Below are 26,679 nucleotides of genomic sequence, written 5' to 3' on the forward strand. Positions count from 1 at the left end.
ACCCATTCGTCCAGGTAACAGATCTTTAATCTGTTCCCACTGCTCATCTTTTAATGCATAGCGTTTAGTCATAAAAGTATAATGGGGACAAGGCGGTTTTCCTCAAGCTAATTGATGACACGCCCTAGGTTAAAAGGTATTTATTTTCTAAGCTCTAGCACTCATTTATGATTAAAAAAATTGTCTTAAGCCTATGTCTCTGTGTTTCTCATGTGGCTTTTGCTCAACAGATCGCCCTCAGTTTCGATGATGGACTAGACCCAGCCAATAACCCAGATGCTTGTCATATCAATAATGACATTCTAAATACCCTAAAACAAAAGCGAATTTTGGCTATTGTCTATCCAAGCGTCAGTAAAATTAGCACAGAAAAAGGGTTGCAGATGATTTCAGAGTGGGGGAAACAGGGGCATCGAATAGGCAATCATGGAAATTTACATCTTAACCTAAATAAAGATGACATTAGCTTGAAAAATTATTTAAAAGACATAGAGCAAGGACATCAAATATTTTCTACATTACCCGGATTTGTACCACGTTACCGATTTCCATTTCTTAAAGAGGGAAATACGCTAGAAAAAAGGGAAGGAGTACGACAATGGCTGGTAACCCATCATTATCAATCGGGAACTGTTAGCATCGATGCGAGTGATTGGTATTACAATCAACTGTTTTTGCAGTATCAGCAAGCACAAAATCAAGAAAACCTGAATAAATTAAAACAAGCCTATCTGTTTCATTTGCTTGATCGAGCACAGTATTACGATAATTTAGCACAACAAACATTAGGACGTTCCCCCAAGCATGTGCTTTTACTTCATGTAAGAGCCATTAATGCGGCTTGGCTAGAAGACATTATTGATTTGTTTAAGCAACAGGGCTGGAAATTTGTTGATAGTGATAGCGCTTATCAGGATTCAATTTATAAAATTCAGCCACAAACTCTACCTGCGGGTGAAAGTATTTTATGGAATATTGCACAAATTTATGGGCTCGAGTCATTTATCCAGCTGAAGATGCCCCCTATGAATATCCAAATTTGAAAAAATTTGGTTTAAGTGTGGCGCCTTAGATACGGCTATTTCACTTTAGAAAATCACGAGGTGTATGCTATAGACAGTAAGAGTTAGATAGTATTTAGGCTGTAACCAATATGATTAAGTGTCGCTACGTTTTCTAAATACCTGAATAATCATCATCGAACATGACACAGCATATGTCTTGTGATGAAATTATTTTTCTAGGAGCTGAATCAACTGTTGCACACCGTCAGTAGCCGTTTGGGTGATCTTGTGAAATTGTACCGGCAATTGTTGTTGGTCTGCTCTGGGGTCAATATAATAGGCCTGGCAAGATACCGGAATGTCATGAATCAATCCCGCCACTGGATAAACTTGCAGACTGGTGCCAATCACCACAAAAATATCGGCATCTTGTACACAATTTTGGGCTTCTGCATAGGCAGGAACGGCTTCGCCAAACCAGACCACGTGTGGACGCAGTGGATAACCTGCTGTGCAAAAGTGCTTGTTTAAATCTAATTCAGTTTCTTCAACCGGATAGAATTCGGTCGTACTTTGTGCATCTGGACCTGAGGTTTTAGCCAGTCGGATATTGCCATGAAGATGAATCACTTTGCTGCTGCCGGCACGTTCATGCAGATCATCGATATTCTGGGTAATGACATGCACATCATAATCTTGTTGCAGTTGCGCAATCTGGAGATGTGCAGTATTTGGCTCTGCCTCCAGAATATTTTTTCGGCGTGCATTGTAAAAGCGCTGTACCAGTTGCGGATCTCTGGCCCAGGCCTGCGGAGTGGCGACATCTTCAATCCGATACTGTTCCCAAAGACCATCGCTGTCACGGAAGGTATTGATGCCACTTTCTGCGCTCATACCCGCACCTGAAAAGACCACCAGTTTTTTCATTATTTTTCTCCTGAATATTTAAACTGCCGAAGTACTCGATTGTGAATTCTCTTTCAAGAAGACACCGAGTTCTCTGGAAAATTTTAGCGGTTCAGTCAGCAAGGGCGTATGACCGGATTTTTTAAAAATCACCTGTTTGGCTTGAGGCAGGCTTTCTGCAATCAGACGCTGTCCTTCAAAAGGATAGAGCCGGGATTGCGCGCCGCTAAAGAAAGTCACCGGACATTGAAGTTTGGTTAATACTTCACGGTAATCTTCTCGATGATACAGATAATTGTTGATATACCAGGCCATGTAGTCCACACGGCTGGATGGCAGTAATAAACTTTGAAAGCGAGGTTGATGCAGTAAAAACTCAAATGCTTTAAGACTATAGGGATGACTGTTTTGCAGCTGGATAAAGCGCAGCCATAATGCGCCAATCTGTTGGCGTACTGTTTGATCTAGATCGCGAATAAATTGAATTTGCGGATGTGCAGCGAGGAGAACAGACAGTTGCTGCAAAATCTCCCTAAATTCGTCATGTTTTGGTCCAAACAGACCAAAAGCCCAAGTATCATCTACCGGTATTTTGGGTGTCTGATCAATATGCAAATAAGCCGTGATCCGTTTAGCGAAATGATCAGAGTGCAGACCATGCATAAGTGTGGTTGCCCCCATAGAGTAGGCAATGACTATGACTCGATCGAACTTGAGCTGATCTACCACTGAGCGCACATCCTGCCAATGACAGTTAATTGCATCCAGATTTGCTGGAATTTTACAGTCTTTGGATGCACCGAAACCACGCCATTCTGGAATAATAAAACGAAACCTGTTTTTATGCGGATATAAAAAGGCCGCCCATTGCCAGCTCAACATGCCCAGACCAGACAACACTAAAACTGGTTGACCCTGACCGTATTCACGTACAAACAGCTGTTCGCCGTCTGGCATGCGATAAAAGGGCATGAATATTCTCCTTATTTTTATCCCGATCGTTTATTTAAACTGTTTGAGTCGCGGAATAACGGTTTCCAGCCAGTGAATCCAGCCAAGTTCTTGATCAATGCCGAGTTGTAAAATCATTTTATGAATATACAGGGTGCGATCATTTTCATTAGCTTGGGCAAAGTCTTTGGCAAAAATTTGCTGATAGGTGTTGAGTTTTTCTTTGTGCAGGACTAAATGCCGTTCCAGTTCCGCTAATGTGTTGTTGCCACCAAGCTGCGCTTCGGCACGTAAGCGTACCATCAATTCTTCGCGCAACTGTGCCGGTGGACTTTGCTGTATCATCCAGTGAGCCAATTCTTCACGACCGGGCAGTTCAACCTGATAGGTTTTTTTACGTGAATGTGCATCTTCTTCTTCGAGTGTTGAAATCCAGCCCTGTTTTGACATGGCATTTAGCTCTCGATAGATTTGCTGGTGGGTCGCATTCCAGAAGAATCCCATTGAGCGGTCAAAGCGCCGCGCCAGTTCTATTCCGGTACTGGGTTTTTCAATCAGGCTGGTCAGTAGCACATGCGATAAAGACATAAACGTCTCAAAAAAATGACTCGGGATTATTATGCAACATGTTGCATAAAAATCAATTCTGATTTATATATTAGTGCAACAAGTTGCATAATTCTGATCGATAAATGCAATATCTGATCAGCTGAATAAAAATAGCCAGCACATCAGCACGCTAAGGAGTTGAAATGTCTAAATATCCGAATTTACTTGCCCCGCTTGATTTAGGGTTTACCACACTCAAAAACCGGGTGCTGATGGGGTCAATGCACGTGGGGCTTGAAGAAGCACCCGGCGGATATGAGCGGATGGCAGCTTTTTATGCAGAGCGTGCCAAAGGTGGCGTGGCCTTAATCGTGACGGGTGGTATTTCACCCAATGATCATGGGGTGACGTTTCAGGGCGGCTCCAAGCTTGACAGTGTCGAAGAAGCTGAAAAGCATAAAGTGATTACCCAAGCGGTGCATGATGCAGGCGGGAAAATTGCCCTGCAAATTTTGCACACGGGCCGTTATTCCTATCAGGCAGAAAATGTTGCACCCTCTCCGATTCAGGCACCCATTAACCCGGTCAAGCCGCATGCCTTGAGTTCAGCTGAGGTTCAGCAAACTATTGATGACTTCGCCAATTGTGCCAAGCTGGCGCAGTATGCCGGTTATGATGGCGTAGAAATTATGGGCTCAGAGGGTTATTTGATTAACGAGTTTATTGCAGCGCGAACCAATCATCGTGATGATGAATGGGGCGGCAGCTATGAAAACCGCATTCGTTTCCCGATCGAGATCGTGCGCCGTACCCGTGAAATGGTCGGTGAAAACTTTATTATTATTTATCGTCTGTCTATGCTGGATCTGGTGGAAGGTGGCTCAACTTTAGATGAAGTAGTACAACTGGCTAAAGCCATTGAAAAAGCCGGTGCCACGATTATCAATACCGGCATCGGCTGGCATGAAGCACGTATTCCGACCATTGCCACCAAGGTTCCTCGTGCAGCCTTTACCTGGGTTACCCGTAAGCTCAAAGGTCTGGTAAAAGTTCCTCTCATTACTTCTAACCGCATCAATACACCTGAGATGGCTGAGTATGTACTGGCTTCTGGTGATGCCGATATGATTTCCATGGCACGTCCAATGCTGGCTGACTCTGAGTTTGTGCTTAAAGCGGAACAGGGTCGCAGCGATGAGATCAATACGTGTATCGGTTGTAATCAGGCCTGTCTGGATCATATCTTCTCGATGAAAATTGCCACCTGTCTGGTCAATCCACGGGCCTGTTATGAAACCGAACTCATCTTCAAAGACGTTGGCGAAGCGAAAAATATTGCCGTGATTGGGGCAGGTCCTGCCGGTTTAAGTTTTGCAGTCTATGCAGCGAATCGTGGTCATCAGGTCACGGTATTTGATGCGGCTGCACAGATTGGAGGACAATTTAATATTGCCAAAACCATTCCGGGCAAGGAAGAATTTTATGAAACCTTGCGCTACTTTAAACGTCAAATCGAGTTGCAGCCACGCATCAAGTTAAAGTTGAATCATACTGCCAGTTTTGCAGAACTTGAAGCGTCAGCATTTGATGAGATTGTCGTGGCAACAGGTGTTACGCCGCGTCAACTGGATATTCCGGGGATTGATCATCCAAAAGTCTTGTCTTATCTCGAGGTGTTAAAAGAGCGTAAAGCTGTGGGACAGCGTGTGGCGATTATTGGTGCGGGGGGTATTGGTTTTGATACCGCGGAACTTCTGAGCCATGAAGGGGAAAGTGGCAGTATCAATCCAGAAAAATTCTATGATGAATGGGGCATCGATACCAAATATGATCAGGTCGGTGGTTTAAAAACTCCGGTTCTGGAAAAATCATCCCGTGAAATTTACTTATTGCAACGAAAAGCTGCTTCTGTAGGTTCTAGTCTGGGTAAAACCACGGGCTGGATTCACCGCACAGGGCTTAAACATCGTGACGTGAAAATGATTGCGGGTGCCAGCTATGACAGGATTGATGATCAGGGCTTGCATATCACCGTCAATGATAAGCAAATGGTGTTGGAAGTGGATAATGTCATTATTTGTGCTGGTCAGGAATCTTATACCGCCATGTTTGATGAGTTAAAATCTGCTGGTAAAAGTGTACACCTGATTGGTGGCGCCAAAGAAGCGGGTGAGTTAGATGCTAAACGTGCCATTCGTCAGGGGGCTGAATTGGCAGCGGTGATCTAAAAATATTAAAACCTGCTTTTTTTCCTCTTCTTTATTAAAGGAGAGGATTTATAAGAAAGAATCTCCCTTGTGAAGCAGTACTTCTCACCTTTAATAAAGGGGGAGCGCTCTGTATTTAAAATATCAAAACAAAAAAGGAACCTCAAATGAGCATCGAAACTACAAAAAAATCCATTGATCGTTGGCACGAGATGTTAGCAACCCGCGATATGTCGATCTTGAATGAGTTACTTGCTGAGGATGTTGTATTTCGCTCACCTGTGGCTTTTCATCCTTATCCTGGCAAACAGGTGGTCTTTTTTATTCTGAGCAATGTGATCCAAGTCTTTGAAAACTTCACTTATCACCGTGAATTTATAAGTGAAGATGGTAACAATGTCGTACTTGAGTTTTCTGCTCAGGTAAGCGATAAAAAACTCAAGGGAGTTGACATGATTCAGTTTAATGAAGAAGGTCAGATCATTGATTTTGAAGTGATGATCCGGCCTAAGTCTGGACTTGAAGCCTTAGCGGTACAAATGGGCCAACGGATGCAGTCATTCCAAGTTAAAACTTAATTCGAATTATTGATTCAAGTCGGCATGAAGTTTGTAAATCACAGCTAGTCGAACTAGAGAGGATGACAGATGAAAATGTTGCTTAAAAAATTGGGTCAGCTGTCCAGTGAATATCTGGATCGCTTCAGTGGCGCAGATGAACCGACCCTGTATTACCATCCAAATGGTGTTTTTTCAGGACTCATTGAACGCTTACCGCAGCTGCAACAAAAATATCGTCCTACGCCGTGGTTAGCCAATGCACACGCACATATTCTATATTTGGATCTTATTAAAAAACATACGATTAAACTTAAATATGATGTACTTGAACAGCTAAAAATGTCGGATGGCGGGATTACCGGTATTGCCTGGTATGGGCTGGATTTGCCAGCAAATACACCGACCATTGTCTTATTACATACCATCACCGGCTCTCCAGAGTCGATGCGTGAACTGGTACAGGATCTGCATAAACATACCGGTTGGCGAGTGGCCTTGTGTTTGCGCCGTGGGCATGCAGACCTGCCCATGCCTGTAGCTAAAATGAACCTGTTCGGCTCGACCCAAGATCTACGTGAACAACTGCTGTATATACAGGATAGATTTCCTCAGTCTGAGCTGTATGGGGTCGGATCTTCTGCGGGTACAGGCTTGCTGGTGCGTTATCTCGGAGAAGAGGGATCACAAACACCGTTAAAAGCGGCTTTTGCCTTATGTCCAGGCTATAACACCGAAACCGGATTTGCCCATGTACATCCGTTTTATAGCAAAGTCATGGCCAAAAAACTAATCAAACGCTTTATTCATCCTTATCAGGAAACCTGGCAAATTTATCCTTCCTGGAAGCAATTGCTGGAGGTAAAAGACTTATCGGAGTTTGAACAGCGTTATTATCAACTGGCCGGTTTTTCAGACTATGAGAGTTATAGTAAGGCCACGAATCCAATTTATGTATTTGAAAACATTAAAGTTCCATTAATGATTTTAAATGCGGAAGATGATCCGGTGTGTCATATCCAGAATCTGGAACCTTATAAAGAAAAAATTCGGGCAATGTCGAATATCATGGTGATTACCACCAAAAAAGGCAGTCATTGCGGATTTTATCAAGGTCTGATGCAAACAGAATCGTGGGCTACGCGATTAATGGCAGACTATTTGATGCACTTGTCTCGTAATTCTGCACCGACATCTGCTTAAAAAAGAGTAATAAAAAACCCAGCAAAAGCTGGGTTTTTTTGATGAATTCTCTTGATTAATCAAGCGCTGGCATCGCTGCTGCAATGGCATCAGCCACAGCGTCTTCTTCAGATTTGTTTGAATCAGAGTTTGATTTAGGCGTTGCTGCAGGTTTTGAAGGCTCTGGAGCTGGATTGTTTTCTGACGGCGTTCTTGTTGGAGCTGGTGTAGCTTCAACAGGTTCAGGCTTCTTCACTTCACGACGAATTTCAGTCGTCGTGTTAGCTGTCTGTTCACGTTGAATTTCCACAGTTGTCTCTGGAACTTCTTCAATTACCGCGTCTTCTACCGGCTCAAGCGGTTCAAATTGTGCTGGTTCAGGCGTTACAACTTCAGGTGCTGGATTAACCTCAACTTGTTCTTCTTCTTTAGGTGCTTCTTTTTTTACACACGCAGTCAAGCTCAGGCCAGTCAGGATTACGGTACAGAGTAAAAATTTCTTCATCATCATTGCATCAAACAGAAAAGTGTGGAGGGGATTACACTATTATAGCAGCAAATTACAAGATAGAAATCATATGAACTTACAGTAATTTTTTATTGGAATTGCTGTTAGAATAGTCAATTGTTTATTGTTCTTTGAATTGATGCGGATTGACTTTGCTTTCTAGGTACAAGGTAAAGTAAAATTGCGCAACATTGCAGGCCGATTTAGGCTCGATTGTACGAGAAACCCAATGACCCATTTTATTTTCGTTACTGGTGGTGTAGTTTCATCACTAGGTAAAGGTATTTCAGCTGCTTCTGTTGCTGCACTTTTAGAAGCTCGTGGTTTAAAAGTGACCATGGTAAAAATGGATCCATACATTAATGTCGATCCAGGGACGATGAGCCCATTCCAACATGGTGAAGTTTTTGTTACAGAAGACGGTGCTGAAACAGACTTAGATTTGGGTTACTACGAACGTTTCTTGCGTCGTGCGAAAATGACCAAACTGAATAACTTCACATCAGGTCGTGTTTACCAAGATGTTCTGAACAAAGAACGCCGTGGTGACTATCTGGGTGGTACTGTGCAAGTTATTCCACACATTACTGATAATATCAAAGAGCGTGTACTTCGTGCAGGCGAAGGTTATGACGTTGCGATCGTAGAGATCGGCGGTACAGTAGGTGACATTGAATCTCTCCCATTCATGGAATCTGTACGTCAGCTAATGGTTGAACTTGGTCATAAACGTACCATGTTAATGCACTTAACGTTACTCCCATACATTAAGTCTGCAGCAGAATTAAAAACCAAACCAACACAGCACTCTGTTAAAGAACTTCTGTCGATTGGTATTCAGCCAGACATTCTCATCTGCCGTACCGAGTACGATGTAGATGCAGATACTATCCGTAAAATTGCATTATTTACCAACGTTGAAGCACGTGCCGTTGTGGTATGTAAAGATGCACGTTCGATCTATCAGATTCCACGTACTTTCTACGAACAGAATGTTGATGATTTAATCTGCGAACGTTTTGGTTATAACGACCTTCCTGAAGCGGATTTAACCGATTGGGATAACGTGGTAGAAGCATTATTGAACCCAGAATACACCGTTCGTGTAGCGATGGTCGGTAAATATGTAGAACTTCCAGATGCGTATAAATCTGTGAACGAAGCACTTTTACATGCCGGGGTGAAAAACCGCGTTAAAGTCCAAATTGACTATGTCAATGCAGAAGAACTTGAAAGCCAGGACGTGAACGAAGTATTGAAAGATGCCGATGCGATTCTGGTTCCAGGTGGTTTTGGTGAACGTGGTACTGAAGGCAAAATGCAGGCGATTCAATTCGCACGTGAAAACGGTGTACCTTTCCTTGGTATTTGCTTAGGTATGCAGTTGGCTGTAATCGAATATGCACGTAATGTTGTGGGCATTAGCGATGCAACGTCGACTGAATTTAACCGTTCGACCAAATCTCCATTGATTGGCTTGATCACTGAATGGTTAGATGAGCGCGGTGAAGTTCAGCAACGTTCTGCTGACTCTGATTTGGGTGGCACCATGCGTCTAGGGGCTCAAAAATCTGAACTGGTTGCAGGCACAAAAACAGCTGAAATCTATGGTTCTGAAGAAATCATTGAGCGTCACCGTCACCGTTACGAAATGAACAACCGTTATATCCCATTGCTTGAAGAAAAAGGCATGAAGATTTCTGGTTATTCACCGGTACAGCATCTGGTAGAAACAGTTGAAATTCCTCAACATCCTTGGTTTATTGCGGTACAATTCCACCCGGAATTTACCAGCTCACCACGTGAAGGTCATCCATTATTTGCCGGTTTCATTGATGCTGCGAAAAAGCAGTACCAAAAAACTCAATAATCGGTGTGTAGGACACAACTAGGAAGTTTAAATGTCGCAATTAAAACCACAAGAAATTGTACGTTTGGGCGATATACAAATGGCAAATCATTTGCCATTTGTATTATTCGGCGGAATGAATGTACTTGAATCTAAAGACCTGGCTTTTGAAATCGCAGAGACTTATATCGATATCTGCACACGTTTGGGCATTCCTTATGTGTTCAAAGCCAGCTTTGATAAAGCCAACCGTTCAAGCTTGAACTCGTTCCGTGGCCCAGGCCTCGACAAAGGTCTCGAGTGGTTAGCTGACATTAAAAAACACTTTAATGTGCCAATCATCACTGATGTACACGAGCCGTACCAGGCGGCGCCTGTTGCAGAAGTGGCGGACATTATCCAGCTGCCGGCTTTCTTGAGTCGTCAGACGGATCTGGTGGAAGCCATGGCAAAAACCGATGCCATCATCAACATCAAAAAAGCACAATTCCTTGCACCACACGAAATGCGTCATATTTTGCATAAGTGTCTGGAAGCAGGAAATGACAAACTGATCATTTGTGAGCGTGGTTCAGCATTTGGCTATAACAATCTGGTTGTAGACATGCTGGGCTTCGATATCATGAAAGAAATGAATGTGCCTGTGTTCTTTGATGTGACGCATGCCTTGCAAACTCCAGGTGGCCGTGCCGATTCTGCTGGCGGACGCCGCGCCCAGATTACCACATTGGCGCGTGCAGGTATGGCAACCGGTCTTGCAGGTTTGTTCCTGGAAGCACATCCTGATCCAGAGAAAGCCAAGTGTGATGGCCCATGTGCATTGCGCATGTCTCAACTTGAGCCTTTCTTGGCACAGCTAAAAGAATTGGATACCTTGGTCAAAGGTTTCGAAAAGTTAGATACACACTGAGTTTATCACTCTTGCGCTGCCCTAAAGGCAGCTCATATTAATCAACTGAGGAATAGTTCATGAGCCAAATCGTTGACATTCGTGCACGTGAAATTTTGGACTCTCGTGGTAACCCTACCATCGAAGCAGACGTAATCTTAGCATCTGGCGTAGTTGGCCGTGCATGTGCACCATCTGGTGCTTCAACTGGTTCTCGTGAAGCTTTAGAACTTCGTGATGGCGATAAAGCACGTTACTTAGGTAAAGGTGTTAAAACTGCGGTAAATAATGTAAACACCTTAATCCGTGATGCTTTGCTTGGTAAATCTATATTCGAACAAAAAGACATCGATAACACGATGATTGCTTTAGACGGTACTGAAAACAAAGAAAAACTGGGTGCAAACGCAACTTTAGCTGTATCTTTGGCTGCTGCACGCGCTGCTGCTGATGAAAAGAAAATTCCTCTTTTTCAATATATTGCAGACCTTCGCAACAACTCGATTTTGACCATGCCTGTACCAATGATGAACATTATCAATGGTGGTTCACATGCAGACAACAACGTTGATATCCAAGAGTTTATGATTGAACCTGTAGGCTTCACTTCATTCTCTGAAGCTTTACGCGCTGGCGCTGAAATCTTCCATTCTTTAAAATCAGTTTTAAACAAAAAAGGTTTAAACACTGCTGTGGGTGATGAAGGTGGTTTCGCACCAAACCTTCGTTCTAACGAAGAAGCAATCACGGTTATTCTTGAAGCAATTGGTCAAACTGGCTACAAAGCAGGTTCTGACATTATGCTGGCGCTGGATTGTGCATCTTCAGAATTCTACAAAAATGGTCAGTACATTCTTGCGGGTGAAGGCAACAAAGCGTTCACCAGCAACCAGTTCTCTGACTATTTGGCTGGCCTTGTAAACCAATACCCAATTATTTCAATTGAAGATGGTTTGGATGAGTCGGATTGGGAAGGCTGGTCTTACCTGACTTCGATTCTTGGCGACAAGATCCAGTTGGTAGGTGATGACCTGTTCGTAACGAATCCTAAAATCCTGCAACGTGGTATCAACGAAAAAGTAGGTAACTCGATCCTGATCAAATATAACCAGATCGGTACCTTGACTGAAACTTTAGATGCGATCTATCTTGCCAAAGAAAATGGTTACTCTACTGTGATTTCACACCGTTCAGGTGAAACTGAAGATTCAACCATTGCGGATCTTGCAGTAGGTACAGCAGCAGGTCAAATCAAAACCGGTTCACTTTGCCGTTCTGACCGTGTAGCGAAATATAATCAGTTACTTCGTATTGAAGAATTGACTAATGCTGCATATCGCGGTAAAGCTGAGTTTAAAGGTTTGAACTAAGCGACTTATGTCAATGTTAAATGTATTCGACTCGACTGCGAGTAAAGTACTGTTGGGCCTTGCGATCATTTTGATCGCAGGGTTTCAATATTTATACTGGTTTGGTGAAGGTGGTTATCATGATCATCAGCAGCTGACCCAGAAAATCCAGCAGCAAGTGGAATTGAATGATGAGCTGAAAGAACGTAATCGCGTTCTGGCGGCAGAAGTCTACGATTTAAAGAATGGTATTGAAGCCATCGAAGAACATGCGCGTTTAGATCTTGGCCTGATTAAGCCACGTGAAACTTTTATTCAAATGAGCACGATCAGTACTCAATATAAACCCATCTATCTTAATCCAAATTCTAAAGTAGATCTGCGAACCAATGAGTCACCTGAGCCAACAAATACCCCGTAAATTATGGGTCATTCTTCCTGCTGCAGGTTCAGGTAGCCGTTTTTCTAAAACAGAACTCAAGCAATATCAGACGCTTCAACAACGAACTGTTCTTGAACATACCGTTGCACGTCTGAATCAATTGCCTTTGACTGGTTATGTATTGGCGATTGGTACACAGGACAATGTCGCAAAAACTCTGCCATTTTCCGATCTGGAAAAAGCACATTTTTGTTTGGGCGGCGCAGAGCGAGTGAATTCGGTGCTGAATGCATTAAATTATTTATCTGCAATGGCCTCTGAAGATGACTGGATCATGGTGCATGATGCGGCACGCCCTTGTGTCAGTCTGGATTGTCTTCAACAGTTGGTCAATACGGCAATTGCACAGGATCGGGCTGCGATTCTGGCGATTCCGGTACGAGATACACTTAAGCGTGTAGTCACCGGTTCTGATATTGAGGAAACGGTGGATCGCTCCATGCTCTGGCAGGCACAAACGCCGCAAATGGCCAAGCTGGGCACATTAAAACGGGCGATTGAACAGGCTTTGCAGGATGGTGCTAACATTACCGATGAAGCCAGCGCACTGGAACATATCGGTGAGCAGGTGAGTGTGGTGCAAGGACGTTCCGATAATATTAAAATTACCTATCCAGATGATCTGGAACTGGCCAAGCTGATTTTACAAGCTCAGGCTTAAAAATATATTCGATAAAATTTGAATAAAAGCAGAATAAATCTGGCTATAGCGATCTATTCCCTATAGCTTTCACTTATAATTTTGCCATCATTCTTTTTCACCTTTTGGCCAATGATACCTTCACAGCAGTATCGGTTTTTACGTCATTCTTTGCGTGATGGACGTAGTATTAACCCGCAAGATTCCTCCCGGTGGACCAAGTTGCACCTTGATCCCTGGTTGTTGTGCTTTCTGGTTCTCAATGCAATCCTGGGGTTGATGGTGGTGTATAGCGCGACCTCTGAAGATTCCGGGATGGTTGTTCGTCAGGCGATCAGTTTCGGGATTGGTTTTGTGCTGCTATTTATCTGTGCGCAGATTCCACCGAAAGTCTATCAGGCGATCAGTCCCTACCTGTATGCCTTTGGCATATTCATGCTGCTCTTGGTGTTTGTGATTGGTGAAAAACGCCTGGGTGCAACACGTTGGATTACTTTGCCTGGTATTGGGAGTATGCAACCGAGTGAGGTGATGAAATTTGCCATGCCTTTGATGATGGCCTGGTATTTTGCACGTAAGCCATTTCCTCCCAAATTTGTACATATTGTCGGTGCATTAATTTTACTGGCTATACCATTTGTTTTGGTTGCACTCCAACCTGATTTGAATATTGGTTTGGTGGTTCCGGGTGTTTTTGTCTTGTTTTTAAGCGGGATGTCGTGGCGTCTGATTGTTGGTGCGGCAGCAGCACTGGCTGTGGCAGCACCAGTTTTATGGATGTTCGTACTACAAGAGTATCAAAAGAAACGTATTACCACGATGTTTGATCCGGAGTCGGATGCATTGGGTGCAGGCTGGAATATCATTCAGTCCAAAATCGCCATTGGTTCAGGTGGTTCCACAGGCAAAGGTTATACTGAAGGGACACAATCGCATTTGGGTTATCTGCCCGAGCATCATACCGACTTTATTATGTCGACCTATGCCGAAGAATTCGGTTTTATTGGTGTTTTTCTGCTGTTCAGTTTATTTACTGCCATTATTATTCGTTGTTTGATGATTGGCTTAAACAGTTTTCATAATTTTGGACGTTTATATGCCGGAGCTATTGGACTGACCTTTTTCTTCTTTGTATTTTTAAACTCGGGCATGGTGAGTGGTATCTTGCCGGTGACTGGAGACCCATTGCCGCTCATGAGTTATGGCGGAACGGCGGTGATTTCTATGCTCGCAGGTATGGGAATTGTGATGTCGATTCATACCCATCGATAAATTATTCTAAAAGTCGGATGTGTTCCGGTCTTACAAATATTGTTAAGACATGCGGGTAAAGAAAAGTATCTTCATTACATTCATGCTCAATGTGGAAATTGCTTCCAAATGCAGAGTGATATAAGCGTACAACAAAAAGCAGAAATGGATAAACGATATAAAGAAGCCCTCAATCGAGGGCTTCTTTCGTCTTAAAACTTAACTGAAAAACCAGGTGTAATAGCCCCAGATCATCAAAGGCCAAGCCAAAAATGGACTAAATAGCCATTTCCAGAACCAGTGGCGAGGTACGAAACCGACACCATGTACAAAGCCTCCAGAAATACCAATCATGATATACATCATGGCACTATGGCTATATTCACCGTTGGCATCCAGCATTGCAGAGGGATGAACCAATAACACTGCGGCGAGAGGAAAAGCCAGCAGGCAGGAAATCATCATCGCAAATTTGTTTGGTTTCTTGTCTACAACGGTTTTCTCAAGCGCAGCTTCGGTCATATTTTATTCCTCATCCAGGTCTTGGTGTTGTTCCATATAAATTGCAGCAATCACACTGGCAAAACACGCCATAAGTACACCCAGAATCCAGGCAAAATACCACATAATTTTGTCTCCTTAGTGCACAGCCTTAATACAGGCTGTGTGAATTGTCTTCAATATGTTTGTTGGTAATCACGGCCCACATCTTGTAATAACACCAAGTGGTATAGATCAGGATCAATGGAACAAAGATACCTGCCGCAACGGTCATCACGGTTAAGGTATTTTTACTGGATACCGCATCCCACATGGTCAGACTGACAGTCGGATTTAAGCTGGATGGCATCAGGAACGGGAACAGGGCAAAACCGGCAGTCAAGATTGCCCCGACGACTGCCAGAGAAGAACCCAGGAAGCTCAAGCCAGCCTTGTTTTTACCTGCAGCCAGTACAATGATGAATCCCCCTAGAATGCCGGCAATTGGAGCTGCCATTGTAATTGGATAAATCGAATAGTTGTTCATCCAGCCCGGATTGGCATTGGTCAGTACTTCTTTTGCTAATGGATTGGCAACACCATTGGTGTCAAAAGGCATCACCAGGCTATAACCCTGGATGTTTCCAAAATACAACCATGCACCCGCAGCAAGGAAAGTCGCCAAGTAGACCAGACCCATGATTTGTGTCGCTTTGGCAGAGCGCTGACGTAAGTCACCATCGGTACGCAGCATCAGCCATGCACCACCATGTGCGCATAACATCGATAAACTGACCAGACCACATACAATTGCAAATGGATTTAGCAGGGCAAAGAAGCTACCTGTGTAGGTAGAGCGTACAGTTTCATCCAAGGTAAAAGGCACGCCCAGAAACATATTGCCGAACGCAACACCAAAAACCAATGCCGGAACCGCACCGCCTACAGCCAGGCCCCAATCCCAAGACGTACGCCACTTAGTATTTTCCAGTTTTGAGCGATAGTCAAAGCCGACCGGACGCAAGAATAAGGCAAACAGTACCAGTAAGAGTGCCCAGTACATGCCAGAGAAGGCAGTTGCGTAAACCATTGGCCAGGCGGCAAATAAAGCACCACCTGCCGTAATAAACCAGACCTGATTGCCGTCCCAGTGTGGGGCAATGGTGTTGATCGCGGCACGGCGCTCGTTATCATTTTTGCCCACAAATGGCATGATTGCCATGGAACCCATATCGAAGCCATCGGTGAGGGCGAAACCAATCAGCAATACGCCAACCAGCACCCACCAAATTATTTTGAGCAATTCATATTCGATCATGCTTGAGTCTCCCCATTTGCTTTTTCTGCAGCGGCAAGCTTTTCAAAGTGGTATTTACCGGTATGTAGGGAGCTTGGTCCAAGGCGCGAGAACTTGATCATCAGGTACATTTCAATAATCAGTAACACGGTATAGAACGCTGCCAAGGCAATAATTGAACCCCATACATCGCCAGTACTTAAGCTAGATGCTGAAAGATGCGTCGGTAATACTTCACCAATCGTCCATGGTTGACGACCGACCTCTGCCACATACCAGCCGGTTTGTGCAGCCACCCAAGGTAAAGGAAGCGCAAATAAGGCAAATTTCAATAACCAAGGTTTGTTTTCAGCATTGCGTTTTGCGACTGCAACAGTTGCCAGAATGAAGAGAAGCAGCATCAAGAAACCAGAACCCACCATGGCGCGGAATGCCCAGAACAGGCTTGGTACATGTGGAATGGTGTCTGCCGCCGCAGCTTTAATTTGTGCTTCAGTCGCATCCACCACATTTGGCGTATATTTCTTCAGCAGCAAGCCATAACCGAGGTCTTTTTGTGATTCATCAAAAGCCGCTTTAAGCTCAGGTGATTTATCTCCTGCACGGAGCAGCTCTAACTGTTCATACGCCACCATACCGTTACGGATCCGCTGTTCGTGCTGAGCAATCAGATCTTTAATTCCGGTCACTTGTTCAGTGGTGGAGCGGGTTGCAATCAGACCCATCACATAAGGAATCTTGATCGCATAGTCAGTGGTTTGGGTTTCTGCATTTGGAATCCCAAATAAGGTGAATGCTGCTGGTGCAGGATGCGTATCCCATTCTGCTTCAATCGCCGCAAGTTTGGTTTTTTGGACATCGCCCAGCTCATAACCTGATTCATCACCCAGTAAAATCACTGAAAGTGTAGACGCAAGCCCGAAGATGGCAGCAATGGCAAAAGAACGACGTGCAAAAGGCAGATCGCGTTTCTTCAGCATGTAGAAACTTGAAATAGCCAGTACGAAAATAGCACCCGTGACATAACCGGCGGATACCGTATGCACGAATTTAACCTGAGCGACCGGATTAAAGATCAGGGCAGCAAAGTCCACCATTTCCATACGCATGGTTTCATAGTTAAATGCCGAACCGACCGGGTTTTGCATCCAGCCATTGGCGACCAGAATCCATAACGCGGACATGTTCGAACCCAAAGCGACTAGCCAGGTGACTGCCAGATGTTGCACTTTGGACAGGCGATCCCAGCCAAAGAAGAACAGCCCGATGAAAGTCGATTCAAGGAAGAAGGCCATCAGGCCTTCAATCGCCAGCGGTGCACCAAAAATATCACCAACATAATGCGAGTAATAAGCCCAGTTGGTTCCGAACTGGAACTCCATGGTCAGACCTGTGGTCACCCCCAAGGCGAAGTTAATACCAAACAGTTTTCCCCAGAACTTGGTCATGTCTTTATAGATTTCTTTGCCGGAAATCACATAAGTGGTTTCCATGATGGCAAGCAGAAAAGCCAGACCTAAAGTGAGTGGAACAAAAATAAAGTGATACATCGCGGTCATGGCGAACTGGAACCGCGAGAGATCGACCACGCTTTCAGAAATCATCAACGTGTCTCCTGGATTTGGGAAGGATTGCCGGCAATACGCTCGGCGACTTGATTGTCAAAATTTTTAGGAATAGTAGGTGCGTCAAACCAGATATTTTTAATAATCATAAGCAAAATAACTTTGATAATTAAAATAGCGGTTATTTCTCTCACCACTTTTTGGTTTAGATTTTTGGGAACTAAGCTCATTCGAACAAGCCTGTTATATGGTTTGTTATATATTATTAACCAATTGTAAATATAAAATAAATAGACAATACAGTTTAAGTAAATATATATTTATAAGTATATGAATATAATGATTATATATTTTCATGAGTTAAAAATTATTCTAAATATTTTGTATTATTTTGTGTAAATTTATTGGATTTTAAATCCGACTAAAATGCTTATATTTATATTTTAATGTCGATTGTTTTAGTTGGATTAATGTTTTTTAATTGTTATTAAGTTCATTAAAATGATTGTCTTTAAATATAAGGTTGAATTAATCAAACTATTTTAGTAGGTTTTTATACTGAATAAATGGGAGCTTCTTAATAAGGAGTTATTAAAAAATATTCTTGATGAATAACTTGAATACAAGCATTTTTAGGCTGTTTAATGGAATAACAATGAGCAAAAAAAGATCCCGCGTAGGGATCTTTGAAGGTGTCTTATGTGTCTTACTTAATGCGTAATACCTAAAACATGTTGTTTCAGCTTTATGAGGGTTGTTGGACTTAGAAGTCGTAACGCATGCCGACTGACAGTCCAAGTGCAGTTTCACCAGCTGCATTGACACCTTGAGATGAACCTGCCTTGTTACTACGCGCCTGTGACCATGGCGTTAAGTTGGCACTGTCATCATTTAACATGGCAGCAATATTGCCATATACACGGAACTGTTTATCAAGTCGGTGTTCTAGACCCAGCGCGAGCAAGGTGGAACTGGCTTCACTGGCATCGACATCGCGGTGGAATACATGGCCTTTAAGGGTATTTTTGTCTGTAAGTTTATAGTCCGCACCGATTCCGTAAACATTTGCATCTGCATTGGTGCCGCTGCCATCATCAAGAGAAGTGAACTGATAAAGCGCGCCCACATTTAATTCTGGGGTCAGTTTATATGCAGCTGCTAAACGGATACCATCACGTTCTCCTCGGCTAACATCTTCAGCATAATGCTCGTAAGCGGCTGCTATATCCCAGTTGCCTGCCTTGTAGTTTAGGCCTAGGTCATAGGCTTGAGACTTTTCATTGGTCTCTTCAGTCGTATCATTGCTGATCATGGTGCCATCATGTAAAGACAAGGCTGCTGTTGCAGTGAAACCGCCACCAAATTTAGGCGTTTTATATTCAATGGTATTCGGGTTGCGCTCATCAAAACGATGGTTGTAGGCACGCGTGACGTTACGTAAGTCGCCAACTTGGTCACCAAAGAAGTTAGCAGGGCCGCGGGCTGCTTTAAATGGACTGTCAAAACGACCGACTTTTACCTGACCGAAGTCACCTTTAACCCCGACAAAAGTATCACGGGTTGAGAAGTTAACAGAATCTTCTTCATCGTCAGAGCCGCTTGAAAAGTTAATTTGTTGTTCGATTTGAGCAAAAGCCGTCATGCCATTTTCTAATTGTTGTTCAGCTTTGAAGCCTAAGCGTGAAGAGTTTGAAGAAAGACCTACTTCGTTATAATCCTGGCCATCATCCAGATAATCTAAAGAAACGTGTGCACGACCATAAATTTTAACGTCAGCAGCAGCTGCCATGACTGGTGTTAAAATTGTTGCCCCAATTGCTAATGCAGATAACGTTTTTTTCATGTGTTGCTCCAATAAAGACTTTTTATTCATCGTCTTAAAACAAGTTTCAGTCATGTGTTAAAACATGTACCGCTCTATTGGTGCCAAGTATCGATTACAAATAAGACAGTAAGATTAAGGAAATATTTCAAATCTGTTAAATGTTGTATTTTGTAAGTTTTGTAATATTACACATTCAATTTTTTGTATTTAAAGATAATTTGGTTGCTATTATCTTAATGATTCGCTTTTTTTTCTAAAGTTTTATGCTTTAAGTAGAATAAAAAAATGGAGCCGAAGCTCCATTTTTTTTATTCAGTTAAACTTAAAGTGCAGCTTTGATTTTTTCAGCCAGCGCTTTAATTTTTTCCTGATCACCCATCTGGGCAGCATGTTTACCCAAGTTGTGCAGAGAAGTCGGCACTAGATGAAAATGAATATGCGGTACAGTCTGACCAGCAGCAGCACCTGATAATTGCATCAGGACAATGCCATCAACGCCCAAACCTTTTTCAATTGCTTTCGCAACCTTCTGTACAATTTGAATCGTATAGGCCGCAGCTTCAGGATCTAGATCTAGTAAAGTGATGGCTGGTGCTTTCGGAACGACCAGAGTATGACCATCTGCTTGCGGCATGATGTCCATAAATGCAAGAACCTGGTCATCTTCATACACTTTAATCGCAGGAAGTTCACCGCGTAGAATTCGTGCAAAAATATTCTGATCATCATAAGTCATAAGTACATTCCTTGAGCGTTATTGAATTGAATTATTTACAGTTCAATTCTTTCTGACGATCTTTGATCACGTCAAGACGCTGTTGCTCTTTTTCCGAGAATTTTGGCTTGGTTGTATAGCAATTGTCATTGCCGAACTTCGCTTTTGCTTCTGGATCTTTAAAACAGAATCCTTTAGACGCATAAATCACGTCATGATCATTTTTCAATTTTTTGCATTCCTGTTCAGATGCAAGAACCGATGTTGAAGCCCCGAACAAAGTTGCTAAGCCAATTAATGCTGCAACAGAAAATTTCTTCATGCGAGTTTCCTCTGGGTTATCCACTATATGTGCCTGCCTACTAGTCACAATATGAGGTTTTGTTATCATTATTCAATGGCGAGATATTACTCAATGGTAATATTACTCCATGATTCATACATTTTCACGGCACTGGAAAAATCACTGTTTTTATCCGATAGATCACTGGCCGCCTGAATTAGATTCTGGGTTAATGATAGCACAGGCGCAGACAGTTTAGCCTCACGCGCCAGATCGATTGCGATGCCGGTATCTTTGGCCAAGAGTGGCAGGGCAAAGGTTACAGGAAAACTGCGATTTAAAATACGCTGTGGTAATACGGTTTCGGTCACCATGCTTTTACCACTTGAAGCATTAATACAATCCAGTGCTTCATTCAGGTTGACTCCATGTGCTTTCAGCGTAGTAAAGCCTTCTGCGACCGCACACAGGTTTACAGCCATTAACATATTATTCACGGCTTTCACTGCAAAACCTGCGCCAGATTCACCGACATGCTTAATCAGTGTGCCAAAAGCCTGCATCGCGGGAAGGGCTTTTTCAAAACCTTGTGCATCACCACCCACCATCACCGTCAAGGTGCCATTTTCCGCCCCAATGGTTTGACCACTGACGGGAGCATCCAGGAAAATTACATCTTGTTGAGCCAGTTGTGCAGCCAGCTTTTGTGCGGATTCTGGTACACCGCTGGTGCAGTCTACCCAGATCGAACCAGCTTTGAGTTGCAGGTCTGCGAGGAGCTGTTCTACATCGGCACTGGTCGGCAAGCAAGAAAAGATAATATCTGCCTGAGCAGCCTGTTCCAGTGTGACTGCCTGCGTGCCATATTCTGCGGCATGCTGCTCTGCTTTGCTCGAGCTGCGATTCCAGACATAGACGCTATCAAAGTGCTTCGGTAAATGTGCGGCCATGCGATAACCCATTGCCCCTAAGCCGATAAATGCCACTGACTGAATCATGCTGTACCCTCTGAATATAGGATTAAACTTTAATATTTTTGGTGATGCCGGCCCAAGATGAGCTAGGCATCAAGACGTGTCGAGCGCTGTGCCAGCCAGGTCGTCATTTTAGGCCAGAACGTATTTGCGGTTTTCTGGTTGGACATCAGGCCAAGATGGCCGCCCGGGATCAGAGTAAACATCTTATCCTGGCTACTTGTCAATTCCATCAAAGGCTTAGAAGAGTTTTCTGTCACAATCTGATCGCTTTGTCCGGCACCGACCAAAAGTGAACAACTGATATTTTTAAGGTCAACGATACGACCATTTAAGGTCATCGAGCCATTTTTTAAGGGATTCTGCAGCCATAAATTCAGTACCATGTCCTGATTCACCCCGCCCGGATAATCAATCATTTTATTCAGGAAGTTGCCCATGGTGGCATGTTCATAGACATCTTCGACATGATCCAGATTCAGCAAAAACTGCTTCTGGCTTTTAAACCAGCCGATTGGATCGAGCAATTTAAAGCCCAGTGCATTCACAATGCCGGGAGTATGAATGTACTGCTTGGGAATATACCCCTGATGAATGGCCTGTTGCAGGTTCTTGTTTTTAGCAATCAGTTTGTTGGTGGTCGAAAACAGTTTGCCGACACGTCCTGAAGCATAACTGTCAATCGGGCTGCCAACCACAATCAGATTTTTGACATGTTCAGGTGAATGCAAGGCGGTATACAGGGTGACAAATATCCCGGCCATACTCCAGCCGTGCAGGGAAATGAACTGGCTCCCGGAATGCTGACAGATTCTTTCAATCGATTGGGGAATGGCGGCATCAATAAACGACAAAAAGTTTAAATGACGATGCTTATAGCTAAAGCGTTTCCATTCCAGCAGATAGACATCAAAACCGCTATGCTGAAAATGCTTGACCAGAGAGCGATAAGGATACAGATCGTAAATATCCATATTAATGGCGAGGGGTGCCACAAACACCAACGGTTCCTTGTATTTCTTCTGGGGTGAGGCGTAATAGCGAATCTTGCAAAACTCGGTGCCGGCAATATATTCAAAAGGGGTTTTTTGCGACAGGATCAGTGAGGAGGCATTAAACACCCGGGTACTGAGGTGTTTCAATTTTTTTTGCTGGCGCTGAAAGTTTTGTTTTAACTGAATCATGTAAATAAAATATCCGTATCCGCGGGAGGATTGATCGAAGTCTAAGCAATAATCGCTTATTATGCCTTGACCTGAAATAGCTTAGGCGCTCAAAATGTTGGCAAATTTTTACAAAAGGCAGCCTGAGGGCTGAGGTAAAGCGATGAGCCAGCAAGACGATATTTCTTACCAATTAGAAACTTTAGCCATTCGTACCGGTCATACCCGCACTTTTGAAGGTGAGCATGGCGAACCAATTTTTCTAACATCGTCCTTTGTGTATGAAAATGCTGCAGAAGCCGCAGCCAAATTCTCAGGCCAGGAACCGGGCAATATCTATTCTCGCTTTACCAATCCGACCGTTGCCATGTTTGAAAAGCGTCTGGCTGCACTTGAAGGTGCAGAGCGCGCCGTCGCCACCAGTTCGGGTATGGCAGCCATTATGGCAGTGATGATGGCATTCTTAAAAGCCGGTGATCATGTGATCTGTTCACGTGCTGTCTTCGGCTCTACGGTTTCCATGTTTGAAAAATATGTCGCAAAATTTAGCGTCAGTGTTGATTTCGTCGATTTGACTGATCTTGATGCATGGAAAAATGCCATTAAGCCTGAAACCAAAATTCTCTTTGTTGAATCTCCATCGAATCCTTTAGCAGAAGTAGCTGATATACAGGGACTCGCCGATATTGCGCATGCCAATGATGCTTTACTGGCGATTGATAACAGCTTCTGTACACCTGTGTTACAACAACCACTCAAATTTGGTGCAGACCTGGTGGTGTATTCTGCGACTAAATATCTGGATGGTCAGGGCCGTGCCTTAGGTGGAGCCGTGGTTGGAAACCATAAACTGCTGGAAGAAATCTTTGGTTATGTGCGTACCACAGGTCCTTCAATGAGCCCGTTTAATGCCTGGGTTTTCCTGAAAGGCTTGGAAACGTTACGTTTACGTATGCGTGAGCATTCAGCAAATGCGCAGCAACTGGCTGAATTTCTGGATCAGCATCCAAAGGTAGAGAAGGTTTATTATGCCGGTCTGCCTGCGCATATCGGTCATGCGCTGGCAGTGAAACAGCAGACGGGTTTTGGTGGCATTGTGTCTTTTGAGGTGAAAGGCGGTCGTGAAGCCGCTTGGACAGTCATTGACAATACCCGGTTTATCTCGATCACCGGTAACCTGGGGGATGCGAAATCAACCATTACCCATCCGGCAACCACCACACACGGTAAATTATCGCCTGAAGCCAAAGAAGCAGCAGGTATTCGCGAAGGTTTAATTCGTGTTTCTGTTGGTTTAGAAGAGATTGGTGATATTATTCGTGATATTACTCGTGGTTTAGATCTTATCTAATTTTATAAATTTATGTTCGGAGATATTTATGAACATTAATATGTTGATGCAGCAAGCTCAGCGCATGCAAAAAGAAGTTGAAAACAATGTAAAAAAAGCCAAAGAAGAGCTGGCACAAACTGAAGTGCATGCCGAAGCGGGCGGTGGTTTGGTCAAAGTCACCATGACTTGCCGCAATGTGGTGAAGCGTATCGAAATCAACCCTGAATTACTTCAGGATGATCCAGACATGATCGAAGATCTGATTGCTGCTGCAATGAATGATGCTGCGCGTCAGGCAGAATTGGTCTCTGATGAAAGAATGAAAGCAGCAAACTCGGGTATGGGTTTACCACCGGGTCTGGCAGGTATGTTCTAAGGAAGAATGCGCAATGTTTAGTGATCGTTTTGATCAACTGGTTCAAGCATTACGCATTTTGCCAAGCGTTGGGCCGAAATCGGCTCAACGTATGGCATTGCATATGATCATGAAAAATCGTGAAGGTGCAATTGGTCTGGCGCATGCGTTGACTGAGGCGACCAACTACATTCATGAGTGTTCGGTTTGTCATTCATTGACTGAAGATGAAGTGTGCAATATCTGTACGTCGCTAGATCGTGATGATGAATTGCTCTGTGTGGTGGAATCACCTGCAGATGTTATGGCGATTGAGCAAAGTGGCAGCTTTAGAGGGAAATACCATGTACTGGGCGGGCATTTGTCACCGCTCGATGGGATTGGTCCTGAAGAAATTGGCATTCCGTATTTGTTGCACCGTTTGGCCAATGGTCAGGTGAAGGAAGTCATTCTCGCTACTAATGCGACGGTAGAAGGTCAGGCCACGGCACATTATCTGGTGGAAGCCAGCAAGCATCTGCCGATCCAGATGACTCGAATTGCCCAAGGTGTACCACAGGGCGGTGAACTGGAATATGTCGATAGTCATACCTTGAGTCAGGCCGTACATAACCGGATGCGCATGAAGTAAGATAGACTTAAAAATCTTGTTAGTTTTAATATAAAAAAGATATTATTTAAAATCTAGAGCCTAATAAATAAGGGGTATTTTTGCTAGATAGAGCAGAATCAGCGTTATTTTTTATACAAAAATTCTATAGATCAGTTAATATGGATCTATCGAGAATCTAATTTTAGACTCAGTCTTTATGTTTCAATTTATTCAACATCAAAACGATTTATACCCTGTGCTGAACCTGATGGATCAGAGTTCTGTTTACGGGCTGGATACCGAATTTATCAAGGTCGATACTTTGTGGCCGAAACTGGGTGTGTTTCAGATCAATGTAGACAACAAGGTCTATTTGCTGGATGGAACCACCCTGGATCTGACTGAGTTCTTCAATAAAGTTTTTAACGCCCAGCAGAATATTTTTCATGCTTGTAGCGAAGATATTGATCTGCTTTATCACTATACCCAAAAGAAATCACTGACCAATGTGTTTGATACCCAGGTCGGCATGTCTTTTCTGGGGCATGGTCTGCAAGTCAGCTATCAGAATGCGCTCAAACAGATGCTGGAAGTCGATATCGAAAAAGACCAGACCCGTTCTAACTGGCTGGCACGTCCTTTAAGTTCAGAACAATTACTTTATGCGGCCAATGATGTGCATTATCTGGTCAAGCTGTCTGACAAAATCACACAAGAGCTGGATACGAAATACCTACTGGATTTTGCCTTGCAAGACTGTCGTTTCTTGACTCAGGAAATTGGTGAAGATACACCAACGGCCTTGTTATATCAGGATGTGGGGAATTATCGCCATTCACGCCGTCAGCTGATGCAATTACAGCAATTGATGGTCTGGCGCGATCAGATTGCCAAAGCACTGAATCAGCCACGTAGTTTTATCTTAAAGAATGTCAGTATGATTGATCTGGTCGAGAAGTTCCCGCGCAATAACTTCCAGTTGAGTCAAGTCAAAGATATCCGTTCAAATGTGGTTCGTGAACATGGTAAAACTATTTTAGATTTATTGAAATTCTTGCCGGAACCGGAAAGCTGGCCGTTACGTCTGGCGCGTCCAATCCGTCATTCCTCCAAAGATATCGGCGAAAAGATCGATAACATCATTCAAAATGTAGTCGATGAAACCTCAATTCCAAAAGAAGTGCTGATGCGTAAAAAATGGCTGAATGCCTTGTATCAGCATGTGGTCTTTCATAAGGATGAGCAGGATCTGCCGGATTATTTGCTGGGCTGGCGCTATGAACTGTTAACCCAGCCACTGATTCAGGTGCTGCATCAGGATGAATCTTATTTATCGACCCAGATGAAAGTCAGTGAGTGATCGCTTGCAGGATTGGTTAAAGATAGAGCAATTATACAAAATCACGACTGATGCGTGAGACGTGGCTAATGTTTCTGTCTTTTTTTTGATGTATCCTTGCGGATGTTTTTCCAGAAAAGTCGTTTGAAACATGCAAGTGTCTATCTACAAATCCAGCAAAAAAAGTGAAATGTATCTGTATGTGGCGCGTCCTGCGGATGAAAGCGAAGCTGAAATATTCGAGCCACTCAGCGTATTGTCTGAGCCCGTACAAGCCGCATTTGGACGTGCGACTTTTGTCATGCATCTTGAACTGAGCGAATCGCGTAAACTGGCACGTGCCAATGTATTGCATGTGATGGATTCTATTGCTACACGTGGTTTCTTTTTGCAAATGCCGCCAGAAGGCTTGATTGATCCGAATGCAGTCGCTCCAGAAGGATTGCGTGGCGCTTAATGTTAATTCAGGAGTTG

Annotated in this window: 28 protein-coding genes and 1 pseudogene; 15 read left to right on the top strand and 14 right to left on the bottom strand. The window is 43.5% G+C overall.

All coding sequences use genetic code 11. From position 1 onward, the window contains the following. The first annotated feature begins 167 nt into the window (after positions 1-167). Positions 168-1,072: pseudogene (locus FTT73_RS13570) on the top strand (polysaccharide deacetylase family protein). A 160-nt stretch (positions 1,073-1,232) separates the two neighbouring features. Here FTT73_RS13570 and FTT73_RS13575 read toward each other — a convergent pair. From FTT73_RS13575 to FTT73_RS13585, 3 genes are read right to left on the bottom strand one after another with little or no spacing between them, the layout of a single operon-like run. Beyond that, positions 1,233-1,931, bottom strand: a complete 699-nt coding sequence (locus FTT73_RS13575) for an NAD-dependent deacylase (RefSeq protein ID WP_180086127.1) — start codon at positions 1,929-1,931, stop codon at positions 1,233-1,235. Positions 1,932-1,949: 18 nt separating this feature from the next. After that, positions 1,950-2,882, bottom strand: a complete 933-nt coding sequence (locus FTT73_RS13580; protein ID WP_180191569.1) for an alpha/beta fold hydrolase — start codon at positions 2,880-2,882, stop codon at positions 1,950-1,952. 30 nt (positions 2,883-2,912) lie between these two features. Beyond that, positions 2,913-3,449, bottom strand: a complete 537-nt coding sequence (locus FTT73_RS13585; RefSeq protein ID WP_005097101.1) for a PadR family transcriptional regulator — start codon at positions 3,447-3,449, stop codon at positions 2,913-2,915. Between the two features lie 164 nt (positions 3,450-3,613). Here FTT73_RS13585 and FTT73_RS13590 point away from each other — a divergent pair, with 164 nt between their 5' ends. The 3 genes from FTT73_RS13590 (at position 3,614) to FTT73_RS13600 (ending at position 7,377) form a co-directional block, all read left to right on the top strand. Further along, complete coding sequence (locus FTT73_RS13590) at positions 3,614-5,638, top strand: NADPH-dependent 2,4-dienoyl-CoA reductase (protein WP_005097099.1); 2,025 nt, start codon at positions 3,614-3,616, stop codon at positions 5,636-5,638. A 146-nt stretch (positions 5,639-5,784) separates the two neighbouring features. Then, complete coding sequence (locus FTT73_RS13595) at positions 5,785-6,195, top strand: nuclear transport factor 2 family protein (RefSeq protein WP_005097098.1); 411 nt, start codon at positions 5,785-5,787, stop codon at positions 6,193-6,195. Between the two features lie 69 nt (positions 6,196-6,264). After that, the gene (locus FTT73_RS13600) at positions 6,265-7,377 is read left to right on the top strand and encodes a YheT family hydrolase (protein ID WP_005097097.1); all 1,113 of its coding nucleotides are present in this window, start codon (positions 6,265-6,267) and stop codon (positions 7,375-7,377) included. Between the two features lie 55 nt (positions 7,378-7,432). Here the strand turns inward: FTT73_RS13600 and FTT73_RS13605 are convergent, their stop codons facing one another. After that, positions 7,433-7,867: a hypothetical protein gene (locus FTT73_RS13605; RefSeq protein ID WP_180097581.1), complete on the bottom strand. Its 435-nt coding sequence runs from the start codon at positions 7,865-7,867 to the stop codon at positions 7,433-7,435. Positions 7,868-8,093: 226 nt separating this feature from the next. Between FTT73_RS13605 and FTT73_RS13610 the strand changes: the two genes are divergently transcribed. The 6 genes from FTT73_RS13610 to rodA all read left to right on the top strand — a co-directional run bounded on the left by FTT73_RS13610 (position 8,094) and on the right by rodA (position 14,305). Continuing rightward, positions 8,094-9,734 carry a CTP synthase gene (locus FTT73_RS13610; protein WP_005097095.1) on the top strand — a complete coding sequence of 547 codons (1,641 nt, stop codon included), beginning with the start codon at positions 8,094-8,096 and terminating at the stop codon, positions 9,732-9,734. Positions 9,735-9,765: 31 nt separating this feature from the next. Continuing rightward, the gene (gene kdsA / locus FTT73_RS13615) at positions 9,766-10,623 is read left to right on the top strand and encodes a 3-deoxy-8-phosphooctulonate synthase (protein ID WP_180191570.1); all 858 of its coding nucleotides are present in this window, start codon (positions 9,766-9,768) and stop codon (positions 10,621-10,623) included. 59 nt (positions 10,624-10,682) lie between these two features. Continuing rightward, positions 10,683-11,972, top strand: coding sequence for a phosphopyruvate hydratase (gene eno / locus FTT73_RS13620; RefSeq protein ID WP_180191571.1), 1,290 nt, complete (start codon positions 10,683-10,685; stop codon positions 11,970-11,972). 7 nt (positions 11,973-11,979) lie between these two features. Beyond that, entirely contained in the window at positions 11,980-12,372 is a 393-nt protein-coding gene (locus FTT73_RS13625) for a septum formation initiator family protein (RefSeq protein WP_180191572.1), read from the top strand. Continuing rightward, positions 12,341-13,054 (top strand): 2-C-methyl-D-erythritol 4-phosphate cytidylyltransferase, encoded by a 714-nt coding sequence (gene ispD / locus FTT73_RS13630; protein ID WP_005097091.1) that lies wholly within the window; start codon positions 12,341-12,343, stop codon positions 13,052-13,054. The genes FTT73_RS13625 and ispD overlap by 32 nt, the downstream gene beginning before the upstream one ends. Before the next feature lie 111 nt (positions 13,055-13,165). After that, a complete protein-coding gene (gene rodA, locus FTT73_RS13635) occupies positions 13,166-14,305 on the top strand; it encodes a rod shape-determining protein RodA (protein WP_074383200.1) in 1,140 nt (379 codons plus the stop codon). A 198-nt stretch (positions 14,306-14,503) separates the two neighbouring features. Here the strand turns inward: rodA and FTT73_RS13640 are convergent, their stop codons facing one another. The 10 genes from FTT73_RS13640 to FTT73_RS13685 all read right to left on the bottom strand — a co-directional run bounded on the left by FTT73_RS13640 (position 14,504) and on the right by FTT73_RS13685 (position 22,607). After that, positions 14,504-14,806, bottom strand: a complete 303-nt coding sequence (locus FTT73_RS13640) for a cyd operon YbgE family protein (RefSeq protein WP_005170606.1) — start codon at positions 14,804-14,806, stop codon at positions 14,504-14,506. Positions 14,807-14,809: 3 nt separating this feature from the next. Next, positions 14,810-14,911, bottom strand: a complete 102-nt coding sequence (cydX, locus tag FTT73_RS13645; RefSeq protein ID WP_004278713.1) for a cytochrome bd-I oxidase subunit CydX — start codon at positions 14,909-14,911, stop codon at positions 14,810-14,812. A 25-nt stretch (positions 14,912-14,936) separates the two neighbouring features. Next, positions 14,937-16,082, bottom strand: a complete 1,146-nt coding sequence (cydB, locus tag FTT73_RS13650) for a cytochrome d ubiquinol oxidase subunit II (protein WP_005170612.1) — start codon at positions 16,080-16,082, stop codon at positions 14,937-14,939. Then, positions 16,079-17,665: a cytochrome ubiquinol oxidase subunit I gene (locus FTT73_RS13655; protein ID WP_005170615.1), complete on the bottom strand. Its 1,587-nt coding sequence runs from the start codon at positions 17,663-17,665 to the stop codon at positions 16,079-16,081. Before FTT73_RS13655 ends, cydB begins: the two co-directional genes overlap by 4 nt. After that, on the bottom strand, positions 17,665-17,856 hold the full coding sequence (gene cydP / locus FTT73_RS13660) for a cytochrome oxidase putative small subunit CydP (protein ID WP_005170617.1): 192 nt from the start codon (positions 17,854-17,856) through the stop codon (positions 17,665-17,667). Before cydP ends, FTT73_RS13655 begins: the two co-directional genes overlap by 1 nt. Before the next feature lie 533 nt (positions 17,857-18,389). Continuing rightward, a complete protein-coding gene (locus FTT73_RS13665; protein ID WP_180191573.1) occupies positions 18,390-19,469 on the bottom strand; it encodes a porin in 1,080 nt (359 codons plus the stop codon). A gap of 304 nt (positions 19,470-19,773) precedes the next feature. After that, complete coding sequence (locus FTT73_RS13670) at positions 19,774-20,187, bottom strand: HIT family protein (protein WP_005170623.1); 414 nt, start codon at positions 20,185-20,187, stop codon at positions 19,774-19,776. A gap of 31 nt (positions 20,188-20,218) precedes the next feature. Next, complete coding sequence (locus FTT73_RS13675) at positions 20,219-20,488, bottom strand: YARHG domain-containing protein (RefSeq protein ID WP_005170626.1); 270 nt, start codon at positions 20,486-20,488, stop codon at positions 20,219-20,221. An 86-nt stretch (positions 20,489-20,574) separates the two neighbouring features. Next, positions 20,575-21,447: an NAD(P)-dependent oxidoreductase gene (locus tag FTT73_RS13680; RefSeq protein WP_180191574.1), complete on the bottom strand. Its 873-nt coding sequence runs from the start codon at positions 21,445-21,447 to the stop codon at positions 20,575-20,577. Positions 21,448-21,509: 62 nt separating this feature from the next. Next, positions 21,510-22,607: an alpha/beta fold hydrolase gene (locus FTT73_RS13685; RefSeq protein WP_180191575.1), complete on the bottom strand. Its 1,098-nt coding sequence runs from the start codon at positions 22,605-22,607 to the stop codon at positions 21,510-21,512. Between the two features lie 142 nt (positions 22,608-22,749). On the opposite strand from FTT73_RS13685, the gene FTT73_RS13690 reads away from it, so the two are divergent. The 5 genes from FTT73_RS13690 to FTT73_RS13710 all read left to right on the top strand — a co-directional run bounded on the left by FTT73_RS13690 (position 22,750) and on the right by FTT73_RS13710 (position 26,662). After that, positions 22,750-23,937, top strand: a complete 1,188-nt coding sequence (locus tag FTT73_RS13690; protein WP_180191576.1) for an O-succinylhomoserine sulfhydrylase — start codon at positions 22,750-22,752, stop codon at positions 23,935-23,937. Positions 23,938-23,965: 28 nt separating this feature from the next. Then, entirely contained in the window at positions 23,966-24,295 is a 330-nt protein-coding gene (locus FTT73_RS13695) for a YbaB/EbfC family nucleoid-associated protein (protein WP_004731251.1), read from the top strand. Positions 24,296-24,308: 13 nt separating this feature from the next. Beyond that, positions 24,309-24,905: a recombination mediator RecR gene (recR, locus tag FTT73_RS13700; RefSeq protein ID WP_004278698.1), complete on the top strand. Its 597-nt coding sequence runs from the start codon at positions 24,309-24,311 to the stop codon at positions 24,903-24,905. Between the two features lie 178 nt (positions 24,906-25,083). Then, the gene (locus tag FTT73_RS13705) at positions 25,084-26,226 is read left to right on the top strand and encodes an HRDC domain-containing protein (RefSeq protein ID WP_180191577.1); all 1,143 of its coding nucleotides are present in this window, start codon (positions 25,084-25,086) and stop codon (positions 26,224-26,226) included. A 130-nt stretch (positions 26,227-26,356) separates the two neighbouring features. Beyond that, positions 26,357-26,662 carry a YcgL domain-containing protein gene (locus tag FTT73_RS13710; RefSeq protein ID WP_159138294.1) on the top strand — a complete coding sequence of 102 codons (306 nt, stop codon included), beginning with the start codon at positions 26,357-26,359 and terminating at the stop codon, positions 26,660-26,662. Positions 26,663-26,679 lie beyond the last annotated feature (17 nt).

The organism is Acinetobacter sp. YH01006 (assembly GCF_013420445.1).
Taxonomy (GTDB): domain Bacteria; phylum Pseudomonadota; class Gammaproteobacteria; order Pseudomonadales; family Moraxellaceae; genus Acinetobacter; species Acinetobacter pseudolwoffii.

Bases quoted from the DNA above. Each gene is read 5' to 3' on its own strand.
- FTT73_RS13575 (WP_180086127.1), bottom strand. From the start codon at position 1,931: ATGAAAAAACTGGTGGTCTTTTCAGGTGCGGGTATGAGCGCAGAAAGT.
- rodA (WP_074383200.1), top strand. From the start codon at position 13,166: ATGATACCTTCACAGCAGTATCGGTTTTTACGTCATTCTTTGCGTGAT.
- kdsA (WP_180191570.1), top strand. From the start codon at position 9,766: ATGTCGCAATTAAAACCACAAGAAATTGTACGTTTGGGCGATATACAA.
- FTT73_RS13705 (WP_180191577.1), top strand. From the start codon at position 25,084: ATGTTTCAATTTATTCAACATCAAAACGATTTATACCCTGTGCTGAAC.
- FTT73_RS13625 (WP_180191572.1), top strand. From the start codon at position 11,980: ATGTCAATGTTAAATGTATTCGACTCGACTGCGAGTAAAGTACTGTTG.
- FTT73_RS13675 (WP_005170626.1), bottom strand. From the start codon at position 20,488: ATGAAGAAATTTTCTGTTGCAGCATTAATTGGCTTAGCAACTTTGTTC.
- FTT73_RS13585 (WP_005097101.1), bottom strand. From the start codon at position 3,449: ATGTCTTTATCGCATGTGCTACTGACCAGCCTGATTGAAAAACCCAGT.
- FTT73_RS13685 (WP_180191575.1), bottom strand. From the start codon at position 22,607: ATGATTCAGTTAAAACAAAACTTTCAGCGCCAGCAAAAAAAATTGAAA.
- FTT73_RS13690 (WP_180191576.1), top strand. From the start codon at position 22,750: ATGAGCCAGCAAGACGATATTTCTTACCAATTAGAAACTTTAGCCATT.
- FTT73_RS13600 (WP_005097097.1), top strand. From the start codon at position 6,265: ATGAAAATGTTGCTTAAAAAATTGGGTCAGCTGTCCAGTGAATATCTG.
- cydP (WP_005170617.1), bottom strand. From the start codon at position 17,856: ATGAGCTTAGTTCCCAAAAATCTAAACCAAAAAGTGGTGAGAGAAATA.
- FTT73_RS13710 (WP_159138294.1), top strand. From the start codon at position 26,357: ATGCAAGTGTCTATCTACAAATCCAGCAAAAAAAGTGAAATGTATCTG.
- ispD (WP_005097091.1), top strand. From the start codon at position 12,341: ATGAGTCACCTGAGCCAACAAATACCCCGTAAATTATGGGTCATTCTT.
- FTT73_RS13590 (WP_005097099.1), top strand. From the start codon at position 3,614: ATGTCTAAATATCCGAATTTACTTGCCCCGCTTGATTTAGGGTTTACC.
- FTT73_RS13595 (WP_005097098.1), top strand. From the start codon at position 5,785: ATGAGCATCGAAACTACAAAAAAATCCATTGATCGTTGGCACGAGATG.
- cydB (WP_005170612.1), bottom strand. From the start codon at position 16,082: ATGATCGAATATGAATTGCTCAAAATAATTTGGTGGGTGCTGGTTGGC.
- eno (WP_180191571.1), top strand. From the start codon at position 10,683: ATGAGCCAAATCGTTGACATTCGTGCACGTGAAATTTTGGACTCTCGT.
- FTT73_RS13640 (WP_005170606.1), bottom strand. From the start codon at position 14,806: ATGACCGAAGCTGCGCTTGAGAAAACCGTTGTAGACAAGAAACCAAAC.
- FTT73_RS13680 (WP_180191574.1), bottom strand. From the start codon at position 21,447: ATGATTCAGTCAGTGGCATTTATCGGCTTAGGGGCAATGGGTTATCGC.
- FTT73_RS13695 (WP_004731251.1), top strand. From the start codon at position 23,966: ATGAACATTAATATGTTGATGCAGCAAGCTCAGCGCATGCAAAAAGAA.
- FTT73_RS13605 (WP_180097581.1), bottom strand. From the start codon at position 7,867: ATGATGATGAAGAAATTTTTACTCTGTACCGTAATCCTGACTGGCCTG.
- FTT73_RS13665 (WP_180191573.1), bottom strand. From the start codon at position 19,469: ATGAAAAAAACGTTATCTGCATTAGCAATTGGGGCAACAATTTTAACA.
- FTT73_RS13670 (WP_005170623.1), bottom strand. From the start codon at position 20,187: ATGACTTATGATGATCAGAATATTTTTGCACGAATTCTACGCGGTGAA.
- FTT73_RS13655 (WP_005170615.1), bottom strand. From the start codon at position 17,665: ATGATTTCTGAAAGCGTGGTCGATCTCTCGCGGTTCCAGTTCGCCATG.
- recR (WP_004278698.1), top strand. From the start codon at position 24,309: ATGTTTAGTGATCGTTTTGATCAACTGGTTCAAGCATTACGCATTTTG.
- cydX (WP_004278713.1), bottom strand. From the start codon at position 14,911: ATGTGGTATTTTGCCTGGATTCTGGGTGTACTTATGGCGTGTTTTGCC.
- FTT73_RS13580 (WP_180191569.1), bottom strand. From the start codon at position 2,882: ATGCCCTTTTATCGCATGCCAGACGGCGAACAGCTGTTTGTACGTGAA.
- FTT73_RS13610 (WP_005097095.1), top strand. From the start codon at position 8,094: ATGACCCATTTTATTTTCGTTACTGGTGGTGTAGTTTCATCACTAGGT.